Source organism: Dolichospermum sp. UHCC 0352, assembly GCF_009711925.1.
Taxonomy (GTDB): Bacteria; Cyanobacteriota; Cyanobacteriia; order Cyanobacteriales; family Nostocaceae; genus Dolichospermum; species Dolichospermum lemmermannii.
The window spans coordinates 15007-34351 of record NZ_VIKY01000288.1; the positions used below are offsets into that span (position 1 = coordinate 15007).

At 37.9% G+C, this 19345-nt stretch carries 16 protein-coding genes; 6 read left to right on the top strand and 10 right to left on the bottom strand.

Going from position 1 to position 19345, the window contains the following annotated elements; translation table 11 throughout:
• The first annotated feature begins 116 nt into the window (after window positions 1-116).
• On the top strand, window positions 117-497 hold the full coding sequence (locus FJR06_RS20970) for a hypothetical protein (RefSeq protein ID WP_168633858.1): 381 nt from the start codon (window positions 117-119) through the stop codon (window positions 495-497).
• A 250-nt stretch (window positions 498-747) separates the two neighbouring features.
• Complete coding sequence (locus FJR06_RS20975; RefSeq protein ID WP_168652204.1) at window positions 748-2172, top strand: LCP family protein; 1425 nt, start codon at window positions 748-750, stop codon at window positions 2170-2172.
• A 147-nt stretch (window positions 2173-2319) separates the two neighbouring features.
• Here FJR06_RS20975 and FJR06_RS20980 read toward each other — a convergent pair whose 3' ends face one another.
• The 4 genes from FJR06_RS20980 to FJR06_RS20995 all read right to left on the bottom strand — a co-directional run bounded on the left by FJR06_RS20980 (window position 2320) and on the right by FJR06_RS20995 (window position 9556).
• A complete protein-coding gene (locus FJR06_RS20980; RefSeq protein WP_168633856.1) occupies window positions 2320-3450 on the bottom strand; it encodes an extracellular solute-binding protein in 1131 nt (376 codons plus the stop codon).
• 315 nt (window positions 3451-3765) lie between these two features.
• On the bottom strand, window positions 3766-5448 hold the full coding sequence (locus tag FJR06_RS20985; protein ID WP_168652205.1) for a serine/threonine-protein kinase: 1683 nt from the start codon (window positions 5446-5448) through the stop codon (window positions 3766-3768).
• Window positions 5449-5652: 204 nt separating this feature from the next.
• Entirely contained in the window at window positions 5653-8034 is a 2382-nt protein-coding gene (locus FJR06_RS20990; protein ID WP_168652206.1) for a 7TM-DISM domain-containing protein, read from the bottom strand.
• 37 nt (window positions 8035-8071) lie between these two features.
• The gene (locus FJR06_RS20995) at window positions 8072-9556 is read right to left on the bottom strand and encodes a carboxylate-amine ligase (RefSeq protein ID WP_371724277.1); all 1485 of its coding nucleotides are present in this window, start codon (window positions 9554-9556) and stop codon (window positions 8072-8074) included.
• A gap of 283 nt (window positions 9557-9839) precedes the next feature.
• On the opposite strand from FJR06_RS20995, the gene FJR06_RS21000 reads away from it, so the two are divergent.
• Together FJR06_RS21000 and FJR06_RS21005 are read left to right on the top strand one after the other, a co-directional pair.
• Window positions 9840-10097 carry a hypothetical protein gene (locus tag FJR06_RS21000; protein ID WP_015078546.1) on the top strand — a complete coding sequence of 86 codons (258 nt, stop codon included), beginning with the start codon at window positions 9840-9842 and terminating at the stop codon, window positions 10095-10097.
• Between the two features lie 335 nt (window positions 10098-10432).
• Entirely contained in the window at window positions 10433-11920 is a 1488-nt protein-coding gene (locus FJR06_RS21005) for a site-2 protease family protein (RefSeq protein WP_015078547.1), read from the top strand.
• A 129-nt stretch (window positions 11921-12049) separates the two neighbouring features.
• Here FJR06_RS21005 and FJR06_RS21010 read toward each other — a convergent pair whose 3' ends face one another.
• The 3 genes from FJR06_RS21010 to FJR06_RS21020 all read right to left on the bottom strand — a co-directional run bounded on the left by FJR06_RS21010 (window position 12050) and on the right by FJR06_RS21020 (window position 14520).
• Window positions 12050-13267 carry a glycoside hydrolase family 10 protein gene (locus FJR06_RS21010; RefSeq protein WP_168652207.1) on the bottom strand — a complete coding sequence of 406 codons (1218 nt, stop codon included), beginning with the start codon at window positions 13265-13267 and terminating at the stop codon, window positions 12050-12052.
• A 112-nt stretch (window positions 13268-13379) separates the two neighbouring features.
• A complete protein-coding gene (locus tag FJR06_RS21015; RefSeq protein WP_015078549.1) occupies window positions 13380-14333 on the bottom strand; it encodes a hypothetical protein in 954 nt (317 codons plus the stop codon).
• A complete protein-coding gene (locus FJR06_RS21020) occupies window positions 14287-14520 on the bottom strand; it encodes a hypothetical protein (RefSeq protein WP_041457607.1) in 234 nt (77 codons plus the stop codon). The genes FJR06_RS21015 and FJR06_RS21020 overlap by 47 nt, the downstream gene beginning before the upstream one ends.
• Window positions 14521-14823: 303 nt before the next feature.
• Here FJR06_RS21020 and FJR06_RS21025 point away from each other — a divergent pair, with 303 nt between their 5' ends.
• Window positions 14824-15084 carry a type II toxin-antitoxin system Phd/YefM family antitoxin gene (locus FJR06_RS21025; protein WP_015078550.1) on the top strand — a complete coding sequence of 87 codons (261 nt, stop codon included), beginning with the start codon at window positions 14824-14826 and terminating at the stop codon, window positions 15082-15084.
• A gap of 10 nt (window positions 15085-15094) precedes the next feature.
• On the opposite strand, the gene coaBC is transcribed toward FJR06_RS21025, so the two are convergent.
• The 3 genes from coaBC to FJR06_RS21040 all read right to left on the bottom strand — a co-directional run bounded on the left by coaBC (window position 15095) and on the right by FJR06_RS21040 (window position 17370).
• Window positions 15095-16306 (bottom strand): bifunctional phosphopantothenoylcysteine decarboxylase/phosphopantothenate--cysteine ligase CoaBC, encoded by a 1212-nt coding sequence (gene coaBC / locus FJR06_RS21030; protein ID WP_168652208.1) that lies wholly within the window; start codon window positions 16304-16306, stop codon window positions 15095-15097.
• Between the two features lie 79 nt (window positions 16307-16385).
• On the bottom strand, window positions 16386-16598 hold the full coding sequence (locus FJR06_RS21035; RefSeq protein WP_015078552.1) for a DUF2555 domain-containing protein: 213 nt from the start codon (window positions 16596-16598) through the stop codon (window positions 16386-16388).
• Between the two features lie 139 nt (window positions 16599-16737).
• On the bottom strand, window positions 16738-17370 hold the full coding sequence (locus tag FJR06_RS21040; protein ID WP_015078553.1) for an alpha/beta hydrolase: 633 nt from the start codon (window positions 17368-17370) through the stop codon (window positions 16738-16740).
• A gap of 213 nt (window positions 17371-17583) precedes the next feature.
• Between FJR06_RS21040 and purH the strand changes: the two genes are divergently transcribed.
• Window positions 17584-19107, top strand: coding sequence for a bifunctional phosphoribosylaminoimidazolecarboxamide formyltransferase/IMP cyclohydrolase (gene purH, locus FJR06_RS21045; RefSeq protein ID WP_168652209.1), 1524 nt, complete (start codon window positions 17584-17586; stop codon window positions 19105-19107).
• Window positions 19108-19345 lie beyond the last annotated feature (238 nt).

Here is a 19345-nt window from a genome sequence, read left to right on the forward strand (position 1 = left end):
GTATTAATCCCATGGAAGTTGGTCATTGGTAATTGAAATTGTTAATTGCCCCTACCTAATTAGCAACTTAGGTTATTATCTCTAACTTAATGACTATTATTCACCATCTCTAGTTTATGATCACATCAACCACTATGGATAACTTGCCAGCAAAAGATACAGATATCTCAAAAACACAACTTATTTTATATTTGATTCCCATTATCGGCTTTTTTCCCTCGCTGTGGACTCTCTACCAGCGTCAGGGTAGCCGGGAACAAGTTACTGCCAGCCGTTTATCTATTACCTTGGCCTTTATCTGGATGTTAGGTTATTTATTGTTAACTACTGGAGCAGCAACAGATCTTTTGACACTGCGCTTGTTAATTCTCAATAGTTTTCTGACTTCTGGTTACTTTTTAGTCAGTGTTTGGTTGATTTTCCGGGTCATTCAAGGCAAATCTTCCCGTTTACCAGGATTTAGCAACTTGGCAGAGCGACTATGGCATAAGTATTAAATAGCAAATCGGAAAATCATAGAAATTATCGCAGCCCGTTACAGATTGCCGGAAGTATAAATTTGAAATCAAAATCTCAAGATTAATAAAAAGGCTTTCACCCCTAACCCCTGGTTTGTGAATTCTGTTGTATATTCGGAGGTTTATTATAGCAAATTTGATGAGAAGTTAGCTATTATAGTCTGATTTGTTTGGGATGTATTGAGTCGGCAAATTTACTTTATTTAAAATCGTAGGTGAGAGGAAGTCTGTGACTAGTCAAAAAACATCAGCAGCACAACAAAGAGCCGCAAAAGCTAAATATAAGGGGAAAGGGCAAAATTCCCGCCCATCAAAATTAGGACGGTGGCTATGGTTTGCGGTGGGTATGGGTGGGATTGCCCTAGTATCTGGACTTGCAGGGGCGTTGTTGGCGGTTTCTTGGGAAAGTACGCCTTTGCAACAAGCTCAACTCAGTCCCCAGGAGGAAGCGGTATTTGATGGGGATAGTATTTCTGGCAATGGGTTACAATTTTCCCAACTAACTCGTCCTGTTAATATCCTGCTAATGGGGATGAGCGTACTGCCTCCAGATGTCCAAAACCCCCCTTCTGACAGCAAAAATCTGAGTTATTTACCCCAAATTAATTCTTTTGACGGTCTTTCTGATGTCATGCTGTTGATCAAATTTGATCCAGAGACAAAAAAAATAGTCATGCTTTCTGTGCCTAGAGATACCCGTGCAGAAATTGAAGGGTATGGAGTGAAAAAAATTAATGCGGCTAATGCAGAGGGTGGACCAGCGTTAACGGCGAAAACCGTTAGTAATCTTTTAGGTGGAGTAGGAATTGATCGCTATATTCGCATTAATGTTTTGGGCGTTAGTAAGCTAATTGAAGCTTTGGGGGGAGTGAATATTTATGTTCCCAAAGATATGAAATATCGGGATGATTCCCAGCATTTATACATTAATTTAAAAGCGGGTCAACAACATCTCAATGGTGAACAGGCATTGCAATTACTCCGCTATCGTCATGATGAACTGGGAGATATTGGTCGAATTCAGCGCCAGCAAATGGTGTTGCGGTCCTTAATTGAACAGACTCTGAACCCGACAACCATCACGAAATTACCAGACATTCTCAATGTTGTTAAGGAAAATATTGATACTAACTTATCTGTTGAGGAATTAGTAGCGCTGGTTGGTTTTGGCTCAAAAATCAATCGCTCGAATATGCAAATGTTAATGCTACCTGGACGCTTTAGCGACAATCATGAGTTTGATGCCAGCTACTGGGTTCCAGATGGGCGGAATATTGCGAAAGTAATGACGCAGCATTTCGGTTTAGAAGCGAAGACGGCAGAAATATCGTTTGCTGAACCTAGTCATCTGCGTGTAGCTATTCAGGATAGTACAGGGAACAATCGCTCTCAATTGCGTCCCCTAATTAGAACATTGGAAAAAGCTGGATATAAAAATATCTTTGTCTCCAAACCCTGGGGACAACCCCTGGATATAACTCACATTGTGGCACAACAAGGAGATGGAGATAGTGCCGAATCAGTCCGTAGTCTCTTGGGATTTGGGGAAGTACGCGTAGAAAGCACTGGTAATATCGGTTCAGATATTACTATTCAGATAGGAAAGGATTGGTTTCAAAACCAGGCTATTTTCCAAAACTCCACCAGTCCGTAAGCCCTATTGATTACAAACATCTTTACTGAACTTAAAATTTCACAAAAGTCAGCAGTTATGGATTAGAGTCCAAAGAGACAAAGTCACCAATTATCCTCAAGAATGAATCATCAAAAGCAAAGTTGGATTCCGTTCTTCTTGCCAAAATTATGATTGTTTGATCTTGATGAATAAATCTTCATACTCTTTCATGACTGCTGGAGGTAAGGGGAGTATAAATTCACTTTTGGCCAGAATTTCAGCATCAGTTAATAATAAATTCTGTAACTGTTTCTGAATATCCCCCAGGACCATAGCATTGTCCACAGGAGAATTGCTTTTAGTTAGTAAGGCAATTTGTTTAGAGGTATTGGGTTGTAAACAAAAATCTAACCATTGATATGCTAAACCATCATTACTAACACCTGTAGGACTTACCCATAAATCAGTCCAAATTGCTGTTCCTGATTGGGGAACAACTGCGGCAAATTTTTGATAACGACTGATTACCGGAATAATATCATGAGACCAACCAACTGCTAACCAAGTATCCCCAGTAATTAATGGTTCTAGATAGTTTTGAGAATCATAGAATTTGACTTGTTGATTTAATGCTTGTAATTCTGGTTTTAGTGCAGAAATTTGCTTGATATTTTCCGTGTTATAAGATTTTCCTAATTTCTTCAAAACTAAACCAATTACTTCTCTGGGATGATTAAGTAAAGAAATCCGATTTTGTAATTCACTCCGCCATAAATCACTCCAATCTGTTGGTTTCCAACCTAATTGTTGAAACTTTTCTTGATTATAAATAATTACTGTATTCCCCCACCGATAAGGAACACCCCAAATTTTACCTTCTTGATCACGCTTAATTAGTTGTTGCCATTTTTCATTTAAGTTAGCTAAATTTTTGATATTTGTTGTTGCTAATGGTTGAATTAGTTTTTGATCAATTGCTGCTTGTAACCAATAATCTCCCAAGGTAACTAAATTAGCAGTCGGTGATTTTTGATTTTGATTAAATGGTAAATAACGAGTCCATTCTTGCTGATTATTAGTTGGCGGTTGTTGCCAAGTCTGTAATAATTTAAATAACTCCTGAAGCTGATTCACTGGGGTAAATTTCAATTTTCCCCCTTGAGTTACAGTTTTCCGAAACTGATTAACTACCTGACCAGGAATAGAATTTTTTAATAGCTGTACATTTAAGGGAGGTTGCTGGTTTGTTCCGCATCCTGTGATCAATTGAGAAAGTGTTAAGGTACTTGTACCCAATAAAAAAGATCGTCTGTCCATTGATTTTACAGTTGGTGAATATAGCCATCCTCAATCATAGCTTGAGTTTGATGGGGCAATTTTACATATTGAGCTAAAATAGATAAATAAAAATTTACCGCTTGCATCAGCAAAAAAGACACGCAAGACTTGAAAAGTTAAATAATCCATAAGATACAAGGTTGGGTTGTGGAACGTAAACGTATCCCTGCGGGACACTGCGTGAAGGCCAAGCAATCAGCATGAAATCCAACATGAGCGCTGGGTTGCGCTGTCACTTAACCCAACCTACAGAGAATGGACAAGGTATTGTTACTAATACCGAATTTTTAATTGTTATCGCCAACCTAGCCAGCGTAAGCTAGGGACAACTAGGTAATGGCTTATACTCAAGGAAAAACTAATTAAGATACTCACTAAACTAAAAAAACCTATGGGTGAAAATACATCCAGCCCTTGTGGTTGGCTGGAAAAATGGAATAAATGCAGTCCCAATCCTAAACCCACGAAAATGGCTATCAAGTTGGCGCTACCTAAACCTGCAATGACAGCATAAGCGATTTGATGACTGCGAAGACCTAAGCCGAGGGTTAAGAGGGGAAGTGAGATTAAAATCCATGTGACTAAGCTTTCCGCCGGATTTGGAGTGGTGATGAATTGACAAGCTACCCAGCCTAAACTGTAGCCAATGAAACCCATTAAAGCTGTGATCAGAAACCGCCGCTTTTGCCCAAAACAACCTGATAAGGTTAATCCCCAACCTGTTCCCAAACCTGCAAAACCATAAACTATAGTTTCTGCGGCTATATAAGGTTGTTTTTCGACTAATGTTGGTAATGGATAGGTTAGTAATTCTAGCCAGCGATCGCCTAAACTGGTATGGTAAGCCAGGACAAAACCAATTATAGTCCCGATTCCGGCGCAGATACTTGTCAGAATCATCACCCAAATAGTCGCCAAACAAGCTAATAAAAATTTATATATTCCCTCAATTATAAATACAGTAGTATTACTTATGAATTGAGTAATATCAGTAATTGATGTTACGACAAAATGACCTGCGCTGATCAATAACCCCTTGTGTGGACGTAAAGAAGCAATCTTGATTAATCGCTTATAAATAATAGCTGCATCCGCTGGACGAAATTTCGGATCATCCTGTACCATCTCATCAAGCAAGTCCGCTAAATCTGATTTAATCTGTCGGTAATTACGCCAGCGTAATTTACCTGTCAGACTATCTTCTAAGTCTGGCGGATACTTACCTGTTAGTAGTTGAATTATAGTCCGTCCTAAAGCATAAAAATCTGCGGCTGGGCCAACATTACCACCGCGAATTTGTTCGTAAGGACTATAACCGGAAGAGTACAAGCGTGTAGAGGTGGGATGCGATCGCAAAACTGAACCACTAAATTGTTTAGCGCCGCCAAAATCAATTAGCACCAATTTATCATCCTTCCCAGGGGTTGCGGGTGTAGAAGTACGCAACATTAAATTAGAAGGTTTTATATCTCGGTGAATAATTTGGCGTTGATGTAATTCCTGTAAAATCTGTACAGCTTGAATAAACCAACCTATTACCAAATCTTCGGAACAACCTTGAGGAGAATTTATTAATACTTCCTCTAAAGTGTAGCCATTGATTTTTTCCATCACCAAACATGGTAATTGATAGGGTTTAGGGTTAACCAAATTAATTTGAAAATATCCGTCAGCATCAACTGTTGGTACGCCAGAGTTACGGAAACTACTTAAAACTTCCGCTTCTTGCTTGAATAATTCCAGCGCCTTGGGTGAGGTTTCTACCAGCACCTTCAGCACTTTTTCTGTCTGTGTCTTTTCATCCCAAATTGTGTAAATTTGGGCAAATCCCCCCGCACCGAGAGGTTTAAGAGAGAAATAACGATCTAACAGATGCAGCGGTGCGCCACAACTGTTACAGAATTTGTTTCCCCAGGGTTGAGGATAGGGACGTTGACAATGGGGATTTATGCAGTGAACCGAGAAGCAACCGTCCATTAAGGCTTTTAAAGATTAAAATATAAAAATCAATCAATTCTCAAAACTACTAATTATCGGCCTTTGAGCATTTAAAATCAAGTTATTAACTATTTTCCAGAATGCTCAACCCATGCTTAATGTTAACACATGATTAGTATAGTGTATTTGTATTGTTAGCGTTAATGTTAATCATTGGAGTATAATTAAGCGGTAAATAAGTTTTTACTGTTCCCGGGGAATAATTACTGTAAATGTTGTTCCTTGTCCTACTTGACTATCTAAGATAATTTTGCCTTTGTGCAAATCTACACATTTTTTCACTATGGATAATCCCAAACCTGTGCCAGAAATCGAACCGACGTTAGAGGCTCTATAAAAAGATGCAAATAAATTAACCTGATCTTTTTCAGGAATACCGATGCCACTATCGGTGATTTTAAAGATCAGTTGGTCATTTTCTTTTGTTAAATTAAAATCAACTAAAGTTTTTCCAGGTGAGTATTTAATGGCATTAGTCAGTAAATTAGTGAGAATCTGATGCAAGAGTTTTTGATCAAAATTAACAATTAGAGAACTGTCTGCAACTCCTGCGCCTAAGTTCCAAGAAAAGTCAATGGTATGGTGCTGACAAGTAGTTTCTATTTTCTCTTTGAGATCATGACAGAAAGTAATTATATCACTTAATTCTGGGTTAAATTCTATTTTTTCAGCTTCAGCGCGGTTGATAGTGAGGACATCGTCTAGAAGTTGAATCATCCGAGTAATAGCTTCTTGGATAGTTTCTAGGTGTCCCTGTTTATTTTCTGAAGTGAGGCGATCGCCAAAGTTTTGTAAAATGCTTGTAGATGAGGAGATAATGGTTAGAGGTGTGCGAAACTCATGGGATGACATTGTCATAAAGCGCGATTTCATTTCGCTAATAGCCTTTTGTTTTTTTAGTGCCTCAATTATCTCATTTTTAGCTTGTTTAATTGGAGATATATCCCTAATAATAGATGCTAAATTAGTGGTTCTTGCTGTTAGCTGATCCTTGATTAATAAAAAATAAGCGATACTATAAATGATTGTTCCTGTTTTCAAGTTACAAAATTTTAATTCTCCTTCCCAACTTCCTATTTCTAATACAGTTGGCAAAATCTGTGATTCAAATAAATTTCGCTCCTCTGGACAAAGATAATCTAATATATTTACTTCTGAATCATAATTTTCACCAATTAAACCGATCATTTTCTTCGCCGCATCATTCATAAAAATTGTTTCTCCATTAAGATTAGTAATAGTAATAAATTCTGAACTATTTTCCACTATCATGGCTAGTTTTTGTTGTTCTGATGCTAGTTTGTTGCGTTCTTTTTTCAGTAAATTAATATGATCGCTTAAAGCTATGGCTAAAAAAAATAATAAGCCAATTACTTCAAGACGAATAAATGCTTCAGTCAATGGATTGACAGATAACCAACCAAGGTAGGTAGCACACAACATAGCTATACCTAATAAAAAGCAGCTAAATGCTAAAATAGCAAATCGAGCCGGAGTAAAACCTTTAGACCAGATGTAGAAACTAGCATAAATCATCACTATAGACATAATTATCAACAACAACATAATAATAATGATGCTATTACGAACAGGAAAATACCAATTAAATAAAGTATATCCCACACTAGTCCAGCGAAACCAATTCATGAGTTTGTAGAGTTGATAACTATAAACACGCACTTGCAAAAATGAGATAAAGAAGCTGGAACAGCCTACTAGAATAATGCATAGAAATATTAATAAAACAGGAATGTTATATCCAGGAAATTCTGGCCATAGATATTGGAAGGCCAAACCATATCTGATGAAAAACTGACCACTCACACCAATTATGAAAAGAATATAGTATTGGTAAACAACATCTTTTAATAAGCAAACCAGCAGTAAATTTATGATTACAAAACTCAATAAAATCCCATAAAATCCACCCAGTAATAGTTGCTGGGTAGAACTACTTTTATAGTAAGCAAGAGGTGTCCAGAGAATGACATCAATGGCTATAGTTCCCTGACTGGTATATCGCAAATAAATAGTCTTTTCTTCATCTACAGCTAAAGGGAGGATAAATATAAGCTTACGATCTGACAGTTCACGATTAGAAAAAGGCAGTAAGCGACCAATTTGTTTTTTAATCCAGGTATTTCCTTGAGGAATATATAATTCCACCTGATCCACATTATTAGGTGCGCCTTGAAGATACCATTCTGAGGTGACAGTGCTATGATTTTGTAACTTTACCTTAGCCCAAATTGCAGATTTAGAGAAGCCCATATTCGGGATATCTGTATGACTGGGGGTAAATTTTTGTGGCTGTTGACTAACATCTGCTATTGTTAACTGTTGGGTTGGATCTTGGAAAATTTCTACAGATTTTCCCAGTTTATATTGTTCTTGTTGGTCATGTAATACTACGGTATTGCTTGTTTCTAAGGGATTATTAGTGTTAGCAGGTTGGAACGTTCCCAACAACATTACCACTCCCATCAGTGATAATAAAAACCATAATACAACTATAAAATACTTAGGTAAGTTCAATTCCTTATACATTTGTGATATTTGTAACATAGCACCTCAAAATTTTAACAACTATATCCATCTCCAGTTAGAGGAAAATTGTCATCAGAAAACATAGCACGATTAGTATAATCACCGCTAGTTTCTTGATCAAGAACTGAAATACCGTACCTGTTTCCGTGCCACTATCAAAATGTAGTCTATGGTGGGCGATAATATCCATTAAATCATTAGGTAATAATCCCTGATAACTAGCTTTTTGCAAATTGTCTGTGGCAATATAATATTTTGGTCTACCTTGTTGACTATAAAATAAACCCGTGGATAAATCATAACGACCATTAGTGAGGAATTTTAAAGTCATAAATGGGTGAGTTGTTCCCCCTTTACGAAGGTTAATTTCAATGGCTTGAATATCCCATTTACCATCACCTTTATCAACAGTCACAAAGTCAACTGCAAATCTTTCCAAAGCTCCTTTCTCTGCTAATTTTTTGCCAACTCTTAAACCTAATTCCTGTAACTCACAGCGATAATTTGCATCCGCAGGAAAACGACAACCTATATAAATTTGCCCGTCTGGACCCCCTAAAATTTGGTCATGGGTAGAAATAATTTCTACTTCTCCATTGGGTGTAATTCTGCCTTGAACACTGGGAGAATTTTTGATTTCTCCTTCGATAAAAGCTTCAACAATTGCCCCTAATTCGGGAATGCGTTGGGAAAAATTTGCCCAAGTTTCTTGTAAAGATTGAAAGCGTAAATTTAGAAAGCGATCGCTAATAGCTGCTACCCTGTGAATATGATCAGCTTTTCCCGGTGCAAAATCCATTATTTGTCTTAGATCTAAGAGTGCATTTCCCTCTCCTGAAAACCCTTCATTCAACTTAATTACCATTCTTTGTAATGTGGGTTGACGTTCCCACAAATCAGCCGCAGCATTGGCTAGATCGTTGGTATTTCTGACTAACTCACTACCGTCGGGAAGGGGGACATCACTTTCTTTGAAAATTTGTCTGCTGCCGCTTTTTGTTCCCCAAATTTGTAAATCTGGTGCAGCAGCATATAGAGGTACACCCAACTTTAGAGATAATTCCGATTCCCAAAAAGTAGAATTATAACAGACCATAAAAGCCTTATCTAACCGCAAAGCCTTGTGAATTCTTTCTAATAAGCGAGGACGTTCCAATATTTTTTGACTCAGAGGTTTTAAAGAAGAATCATAAGTAGAAAGTAATAATAACCGATGACGAGCATGAGAAAAAGGAATACCCGGAAGTAATTGCAGATAATAGTCAATAATGCTAGGATGAAGCGGCATTGAAGTCACATAAATCAACCTAGTGCGGGGATTTCGTAACCGCATTAACGAAAAAAGTAACCTTTCCTCATAATGCTCACAGCCTTCCACCTTGAGTAATTCCCGCTGATCTATACTCAAAGAAGGAATAATTAAAATATCCGCTTCACTATTATCGAATAACTCGCTAGTTTTCCAGCGATCGCGTAAAGTTAATTGTAAACTCCGAAATTTATCAACTTCCTGAAAATCATCAATATTTAGTGTCACCATATCCCCATACCCATACTACTTCCTTACCTAATATATACCCCAAGAGAGAGTGCAGATAAAGATTGTAAATGTATCGTTTTGTTAAATATAAAAATCTCCATCTCTTCATTCTCCACCTCTGCGACCTCTGCGCCTCTGCGGTTCGTTAAAAAAAATTACAGTTCACCACACAAACAAATGCCATATTAATTAATAAAAATTTCAGACTAAAGACAGATAAATAAATATTTAATAACTAATATAATTGCGAAATGGAAATAGATAAATATTAAAAAATCCACTTATGGCATCTCCAGAACCATTACATGATACAGAATTAGTAGATTGTGCTAGAGCAAACGCCAACCAGGGAATAGAAACCGCTGCGTGTCAGTGTGGTTATGGGGATGATATTAATACATTTGCTCAAGAATTACGCCAAGCTTGTGAAAAAATGAATTTGCAAGTTAAAGAACTCAAAGAATTGATTACCGATCAGGATATAATGTTAAAACTGGGTGCTGGAGAAATTATTGCCCCTGAAACAGCATCAGAACTTTGATACTGTCCTTTTGTAGCGAATTTTCAAATCATAAAAATTGCACTTTGTCAATTCTTTGACAAAAGAATATTACTTAAAGCCTGATAACTGCGTGTAGTGTCACCACAACATAGCGCAATTTGAGCAGAAAACAAATCAACTTATTTATTGATTTTATCCTCAAAAATGGTAAAATATATAGAAAAACAGACTTGTACTAGTACACAACGGCGTAAGTCAATCAACCATTAAAAATTTGACAAAAGCTTGTGTAATCTGCTTTTTTAATTTTTAATTTTTAATTTTTAATTCCGCACTGCGGTACTAGCTTCGGTCTCAATAGCAAAGGTTTAGAGATGTTGACTTCATCGGAAACTCCTATAATTGCAGCCATTGTGCTGATAGCGTCCGGCATTTTAGGCTGGGGCTTTTATCGCGCCAGACCTTTTGGTAAACTAGGCATCTTAGCCTGGTTACAATCCCTCGTTTTAATGACTCCCTGGCTTTTGTTCTTTGGATTATTTGCCGCTGGGATTTATATCAACATCGTTGGTATCTTATTCTTAGTGGTAGCTTCCGCTGGATTGTATATTTTCCTGGGTAGAAAATTACGGGACGCGGGACAAGATGCTATTCTCAAACAACGGGCAACAGAGCGACTCGCTGCCCAAACTGCAAGCGAAGGTGATAAAGACAGTTCAGTCGTAGTATCAGAACTACAATTAGCACCAACACCCATACCTGAAGCAGATTTAAGCCTAATTAGAGGCATTTTTGGCATTGACACATTTTTTGCCACCGAAACTATTCCCTACCAAGAAGGAGTAGTTTTTAAAGGCAACTTGCGCGGAGAACCAGAAGCCGTTCACAACCGACTGACGAAAACTTTACGAGAACGGTTAGATGATAAATATCGGCTGTTTTTGGTAGAAGATACTGACAGTAAACCTGTGATGATTGTTCTCCCTAGCCGCACAGACCCCCAACGCACCCAGTTAGCACAAAAAGCTTTTGCGGTGATCTTGTTGATAGCAACTATCGCTACCAGCTTAGAAGTGGGGGGTATATTACAGAATTTCGATTTATTCAGTAACCCCGAACGCTTTGCCGAAACCTTACCTATTGCCTTGGGTTTATTGGTAATTTTGATCTCTCACGAAGTGGGACATTGGTTATTAGCACGTCGTCACCAAGTTAAATTAAGTTGGCCATTCTTTTTACCAGCGGTGCAAATTGGTTCTTTTGGGGCAATTACTCGGTTTGAGTCCCTTGTCCCTAGCCGGAATGCTTTATTTGATATTGCTTTGGCTGGACCGGCTTTTGGGGGGATTACTTCCTTACTATTACTGGTAATAGGATTGCTACTGTCCCACCCAGGCAGTTTATTTCAATTACCCAATCAGTTTTTCCAAGGTTCAATTTTAGTCGGTAGCTTGGCACGAGTTGTCCTCGGTTCGGCTTTACAATCTCCGTTGGTGAATATTCATCCTTTGGTAATTGTTGGTTGGTTAGGATTAGTCATTACTGCTTTGAATTTAATGCCCGCTGGACAATTGGACGGGGGGAGAATTGTACAAGCGATTTATGGACGCAAAACCGCAGGGAGAACCACCTTTGCGACGATAGTTTTACTGGCTATCGTATCATTAGGTAATCCTTTGGCGATGTATTGGGCAATTGTGATTTTGTTTTTACAACGGGATTTAGAACGTCCTAGTTTGAATGAAATCAGTGAACCAGATGATGCTAGAGCGGCTTTATGCCTTTTGGCTTTGTTTTTAATGATTGCTACTCTTTTACCTTTGACTCCGGCTTTAGCTGGGCGTTTGGGTATCGGTAGTTAGGAATTTTGGCGTTGCATAGAATTATGTTTCGCGCAAAGGCGCAAAGGAGCAAAGGCGCAAAGTTTATGCTTTTAAATTTTTCACTTTCATCCTTTAATTCTGCAACGCCAGATTTTCTTTACCAATTTTCTACGGTTTCCAGTTTGCTAATAGGTTGGGGTAGTTTGTGGGTGTGGGGAATATTTTTTGCCATGTTTGTTGACGTTGTTGGGGTTTTTCTTGGCTCATGTTCCAGAGGGTTTCGTAGAAGAAGAAGGAAATACCAGCAAATTTTTGCTCTCGTACTTTTTCTATTTGGGTTTTGATTTGTTCCATGGGAACTGTACGATTTTTTAACCCACTTAAAATGCCAATGCTGACGGGAATATGAGTTTGGGCTTGTTTGACTTCGGGATATTCTAATTCGCTGATAAAGACGTTTAAATCATTTCGATAAATCTGTAAAACTAAATCTTCAATTATTCCCATTCTTTCCCATTTCTGCCAATCTGCAAGGAAGTATTCGTAGGAAAAACGCTGGGGATTAGGAGCAACGGAAACGATACAATCTTTTTTATTTGCTTTAATTGCTGTAAAGACTCGTTTCATAAAGTCGGTGATTTTGTTCGCTCTCCAATTTACCCATTCTGGATCTTTGAAGTCTGCGGGAGGAAGTTTTCCTTGGTGTTCTTTTTTGTATAATGCTGTGGTGTAGGCATCATATCCTAGTTCTGATGGTAAGCCGAAATGGTCATCAAATTGAATCCCATCAATATTATAGTTTTTGACTATTTCTACTATCAAATCTTGAATAAATTGTTGCACTTCGGGACGAAAGGGATTTAACCAAACTCGGTTATGTGTTCCTTCTTTGACTATTTTTGTGCCATCTCTGCGGTTTGTCAACCAAGTAGGACGATTTTTAGCGAGGAGAGAATCAGCAGGTGCCATAAAGCCAAATTCAAACCAGGGAATTACTGTTAAATTTTGTTTATGTCCCTCGGTGACTATTTCTTTGAGCATATCTCGCTTTTGCAGTCCGGGGGTAGGGTCAACTGCTTTACCAATAACTTTGGCTGCGACTTTACTAGGATAAAGTGTATATCCCCAATTCCAGACGGCGGGATAAACGGTGTTAAAGTTGAGTTGTTGTAATGTTCGTAAACTTTGTTTTAGACGATTACTCTCAAATAAAACGTCACTATCAATATTTGTTAACCATACTCCCCGTAATTCTGTGGATTTAGGAATTTGAGCATTTAAGGGGAATGATAGCATGAAGAATGCAATCATACTCACGGCCATAATAGCTGCTAAAAATCCTAGTTTTTTAGTTTGACGTTCCCATTTTATCAATATTTTTTTCATTAGTTAAGTCTTTGAAAGTCGCGTAATTTTTACATTTATTAATTGTTGTTGGGTTGCGCTTTGCTTAACCCAACCTACAATTACAACTAGAAGATAAGCTGAATATAAATTTCTATTTAATTTCTGTATATATTGCTATTGGTTCTATTACTAAGTCAATTTCTCCTGTCCAAGCTTTCCATACTTCTGTCATATCTATTAATCCTGAAAGACCAGGAAAAGTAATTTTTTCTATTCCTCTTCTCGGTATAAATCCAACTATTGTCATTTCTACATCCCCTGGCATAATATATGCTGATCTAAGTTGATCTCTTGTTATCCGAAGGTGTTCTTGATTTATAGTTCCTATTAGATTTGAATTTCCTATATTAGTATTGACTGTAACAGAACCAATTGAAAATGCTTTGATTATCTCTAATCCAGCTTTTGTAGTTTTCAAATGATTTTCTTCTTCTTTTTTTTGTTGAGTATTCTGCTTAAAACCCTTCTTACTATTTTGGTCAGAATTTGGTAAAAAAAGATTTATTACATTATCATGACTAAATAATTCTATAATAGAATCCCAATCAATAAATCTACAAACTCCAGTTATTTTTATTAACGATGAATATTTTTCTAATTCCTCTATGTCTTTTATTTCTTTTAAAATTCCTTTATTTATTAATATTTCTTCAAATGTTAGATAGCCATAGTCATGTTCAACAATATCTTCAGTGGTAGAATATAAATATTCATCGGATGTAGTATTAACCCCTTTTTTATATCCATCTTTCTGGGTTGTTTTATCTACTGTTTTTCCACTAGCTCCACCTGCATAATTTTTGGGACCAATGCTTATTTCACCTTCTTTACCATCCTCTTGAATTCTTTCCTTATATTCTTCACCTGAACTTTGTGTAGATTTAGTACCTTCATTCTCTGTTAATCTTCTCAGTTGTACTAGACCTCCAAATAATTGAGAAGAATAAGAATGTAATTTTATTTTATCCAAATAAATAAAATGTTTTAAGCTTAAAATCTCATCTTCTTCTATTAAATTTTCTTTTAATTCGAGATCTTCTTGCATTAAAATCCTCCTGACATTTCTGTTGCTCTATTAATGATTCATTTTTCATTGCTTGAACAGCTTCATTAAAATCCAAATGATTTTCACCTTGTTTTTTCATCTCATTAACTATCGTTTGAGATGCCGTAGCTATATACTCAGCTAGTTCTTCTATATCAAGATTTCTATCAAGATCGGAATTGTTCATATTCCAGTAGTATTGACTGGACATCTCCATTATACACTATAGGACTAAATTTACTTCATTATGTACCCTAATTAAATCACTCGCACTTGTATAATGATTGACATTTATTAAATGATTTACTGAGCTTTTGATAAACAAAAATCTCTATAATCCTAACTTGCTGGGGATAAATACGACGGAAAATGGTCAAAGTTATCTCTTTTCCAGCCTGATAAAAGATAAATTTTTATTATCAATAACTTCAATAACCCAAAGTTTATATTATAGTGTACTTAGGTGTACACAATTTGTCAATTCACCATTATGGACATCCAATCTGTAGGTATTAAAGAATTTCGGGCTAATTTACATAAGTACACACAACAAGCATCTGAACCAATTGCAATTACTTCTCATGGAGTCCCAATAGGTTACTACATACCAACACAACCTACTCCTCAAAAACAAGATTTAATGGCTTTACAAGCAGCAGTCCAAAAAATCCAACAATTGCTGGAAACAAGAGGTATTAATGAAGATGAATTATTTGCAGATTTCCAGAATGCTAAAGAAAGTACAATATAATTTTATTCCATTAAACAACAAAATCAAACAAATAATGCGCCATTTCCAATTTAGAACAAGTCGGAATTTCTAACTCTCTCCCTTCTTTATCTAAAAACACCGCTTGATTATGATCACTCCCAAAACCACTGTCAACTTTATCAATAGGATTTGCGACAATTGCATCTAATTTCTTTCTTTGCAATTTCTCTTTCGCAGGAGTAATAATATCTCCAGTTTGTGCTGCAAAACCAATTAAATATTGATGGGGTTGTTTACGATTTCCAATTTCAGCGACAATATCTGGTACTGCTGCTAGAGGTAAATTTTCAGGAAGCGATCGCTTGGGCAATTTTTCGCTACTATAATCTCTAGGCTTTACGTCTGCAACTGCGGCTGACATGATAATTATATCTGCATTGGTTAAATGCTTGAACATTACCTGCTGCATTTGGTCTGCACTCACAACCGGAATTGCTTCTACTCCCAAAGGTACATCCCAATTCGCCGGACAATGGACTAATATTACCTTTGCCCCTCTGTGCAGTGCAGCCTGTGCCAATGCTAAACCCATTTTACCAGTGGAGGGATTGCCAATAAATCGCACCGGATCTAAATATTCTCGCGTTCCCCCAGCACTGATTAAAACCTGTTTCCCGGCTAAATCTCTCTTGCCTTGGGTGTGTAATAAAGATTGAATATAAACAAATATTTCGGCGGCTTCTGCCATTCTACCAGCACCAATGCGATCGCACGCCAACAACCCAGAACCTGTTTCCATACCATAAAATCTGCTATCTGTCAATAGATGCTGCCAATTTCTTTGTACTGCTACCTGTTGCCACATATCTGTATTCATGGCAGGTGCTAACAACACCGGACAGGTAGAAGCGAGAACCGTATTTGTTAGCAAATTATCCGCCATTCCATAAGCTAACTTAGCCAAAGTATTAGCAGTTAAAGGCGTAATTACAATTAAATCAGCCCATTCACCTAACTCAATATGCAAAGGACGAGAATAAATGGGCTGCCAGAAATTATCATCTGTATAAGCTTGATGACGGGATAAAGTAGATAAAGTTAAAGGAGTAATAAATTCTTGGGCAGATTTAGTGAGAATAACTCGCACTTCTAGCCCCGATTTGAACAGTGTAGATACCAATTCACAGACTTTATAGGCGGCTATACCACCGCCTACACAGATAATAACCCGTTTAGATTTGAGATTTGTAAATGATGGCATTTTGGGGCAAAATTCCGATTACCTTTGATTTTAGCCCGTCCCACCCAATCTAAAATCCAAAATCCAAAATCTAAAATTCTTAGGCTTCGTCGTAAGCTTCTAAATCTAAGAGGTGGATATAGGCTTCAACTAACTCTGGACGCTGAAAAGCAATTGCTCGCAATAGATGCCAATCATTTAAACCCTCAAAAGCATTACTATAATTATCTAATTCCAGACGTGTAGCCAAATCTTTTACCTCTGTCGCTGTCATAGCAGAAATTTCTGTTTTGGAAATGCTTAGAGTTTTCATAATGCTTGCCCCTCCCTTTTGCAGCGCTTACATTCAGCTGAGGGTGGAGTTGATTCCACCTTTACTATCTTACTCATTAACGAGCATTAAATTTGTAAAAATTCTTGTGAATTTCACCGGAATTGTAAAAATTCTGTAACTAAAGCTGACCAATTGTGTTGACAACAAAAGTTCGTAGCACTTCTAGCATTTGGAAATTAATTTCATGTCCCATGGCAAATTCATGATATTCCACTGCTACACCTAGAGATTGTGCCACATCTCTCGACTTAATTGCCGCTTGGAGAGGAACAACTTCATCCTGTGTCCCGTGCATGATTAATGTCGGCGGAAAATTACCTTGATTCAGCATGGCCACACTAGGATGTAAATAGCCACTTATCACTACTAACCCTGCCAAGGGTAAGCTTAATCCTACATCTAAAGTCATCGCCCCACCTTGAGAAAATCCGCTCAAAATTGTGCGTGATAACGGTACACCTGTATTACTTTCTAAAGAGAGCAACCAATCTATCAGTAGTTGTTTACTTTCATTTAATCCATCATACATATTTTCCGTCCGCAGGTCATACCATGCCCTACCTGTATCAGCATAAGGATAAGGATAGGGGGCATTGGGGAGTAAAAATTCGTAATCAGGTAAATTGACATGAGGGATTAAAGATGCCACATCTTGGGCATTTGCACCCCAACCATGTAGAGTGACGATTAAAGCGTCTGGTGTTTGGTTTTTTGGTGGAGAAACCCTAATAAAATCTAATGTTGGAGTCATGGATAATTGAGATAAGAATTAAAGATAATTGTAGGTTGGGTGGAGCGATAGCGTTACCCAACATTTTGAGATTTTGTTGGGTTTCCTTTGTCAACCCAACCTACGCATTTTCATATTTTGCCAATACTCCCCAGGCTAATTATGATTCTGACCATCCTTTCGGTAGAATGTTCATCACAGAAAGCAATTTAGTCCAAAGGAATCTGGGGAATTATGGCGCGTTTAGCCCTGCTGAGTGTATCTAATAAAACTGGTGTAGGCGATTTAGCCCGGAGTTTAGTTGAAGAATTTGGCTTTGATATCATCAGCAGTGGGGGAACAGCCAAAACCCTGAAAGATGCTGGCATACCAGTTACAAAAGTTTCTGATTATACAGGTTCACCGGAAATTTTAGGCGGTCGGGTGAAAACTCTTCATCCTCGCATTCATGGCGGTATTTTAGCACGGCGGGATGTCGAACAAGATATAACAGATTTAGAAAATAATCAAATTCGACCCATTGATTTGGTAGTTGTGAATCTTTATCCTTTTGCGGAAACTATTGCTAAACCAGGAGTTACCCTAGCTGACGCAGTGGAACAAATTGATATTGGTGGCCCGGCAATGTTAAGGGCTTCATCTAAAAATTACGCCCATTTGACGGTATTATGTGATCCTGCCCAATATGGTGAGTATTTGCAAGAATTACGCCAAAATGGAGCAGCATCTTTAGAGTTTCGCCAAAAATGCGCGTTAAAAGGATTTTTGCATACTGCTAGTTATGATCATGCCATTGCTGCCTATTTAGCTGGCACACAAACCCAAGAATTTACTATTTCCGGTACACAACTCCAATCTTTGCGTTATGGGGAAAATCCTCACCAACCCGCAGCATGGTATCAAACAGGAAATGAAGCTACAGGTTGGGCTGCGGCCACCAAACTGCAAGGGAAGGAACTTAGCTACAATAATTTGGTAGATTTGGAAGCTGCACGGCGGATAATTGCTGAATTTACAGATAGTCCCGCAGCAACAATTATCAAACATACTAATCCCTGTGGAACTGCGGAAGCAGCAGACATTTTTGACGCTTATCAAAAAGCTTTTAATGCTGATTCCACCTCTGCTTTTGGCGGAATTGTCGCTTTAAACCGTCCTATTGATGCAGCCACAGCGACGGAATTAACGAAGACATTCCTAGAGTGCGTGGTTGCTCCTGGTTGTGACGAAGCAGCCCAGGAAATTTTAACTAAAAAAGGTAATGTCCGAGTTTTGATTTTACCAGATTTATTGACTGGACCAAAAGAAACTGTGAAAGTAGTAGCAGGTGGGTTTTTAGTCCAATCTGCTGATGATATCATTGCTGATCCTAGTCAATGGCAAGTTGTCACGGAGCGTCAACCCACCCCCAGTGAGTTAGCGGAATTACTATTTGCCTGGAAAGTTTGCAAACACGTTAAATCCAATGCTATCGTGATTGCGAGCGATCGCACAACCTTGGGTATAGGGGCTGGACAAATGAACCGCGTTGGTTCGACAAAAATCGCTATCGAACAAGCTGGAGAAAAAGCCCAAGGAGCATTTCTCGCTAGTGACGGCTTCTTCCCCTTCGATGATACCGTCAGAGCCGCAGCAGCAGCCGGAATTACTGCCATTGTCCAACCAGGGGGAAGTCTCAAAGATAAAGACTCTATCAAAGCCGCTAATGAACTGGGTTTACTCATGGTTGTCACTGGTGTCAGGCACTTTTTACATTAGGTTAGTGGTCAGTGGTTAGTAGGGGCGAAGCATTTGGAAGATAAATTATCGGTCATTACAAAAAATAGTTCTCCAAATGCTTCGCCCGTACAGTTGTCAGTAGGGGCGAAGCATTTGGAAGATAAATTATCGGTCATTGCCAAAAAATAGTTCTGCAAATGCTTCGCCCGTACAGTGGTTAGCAGGGGCGAAGCATTTGGAAGATAAATTATCGGTCATTACAAAAAATAGTTCTGCA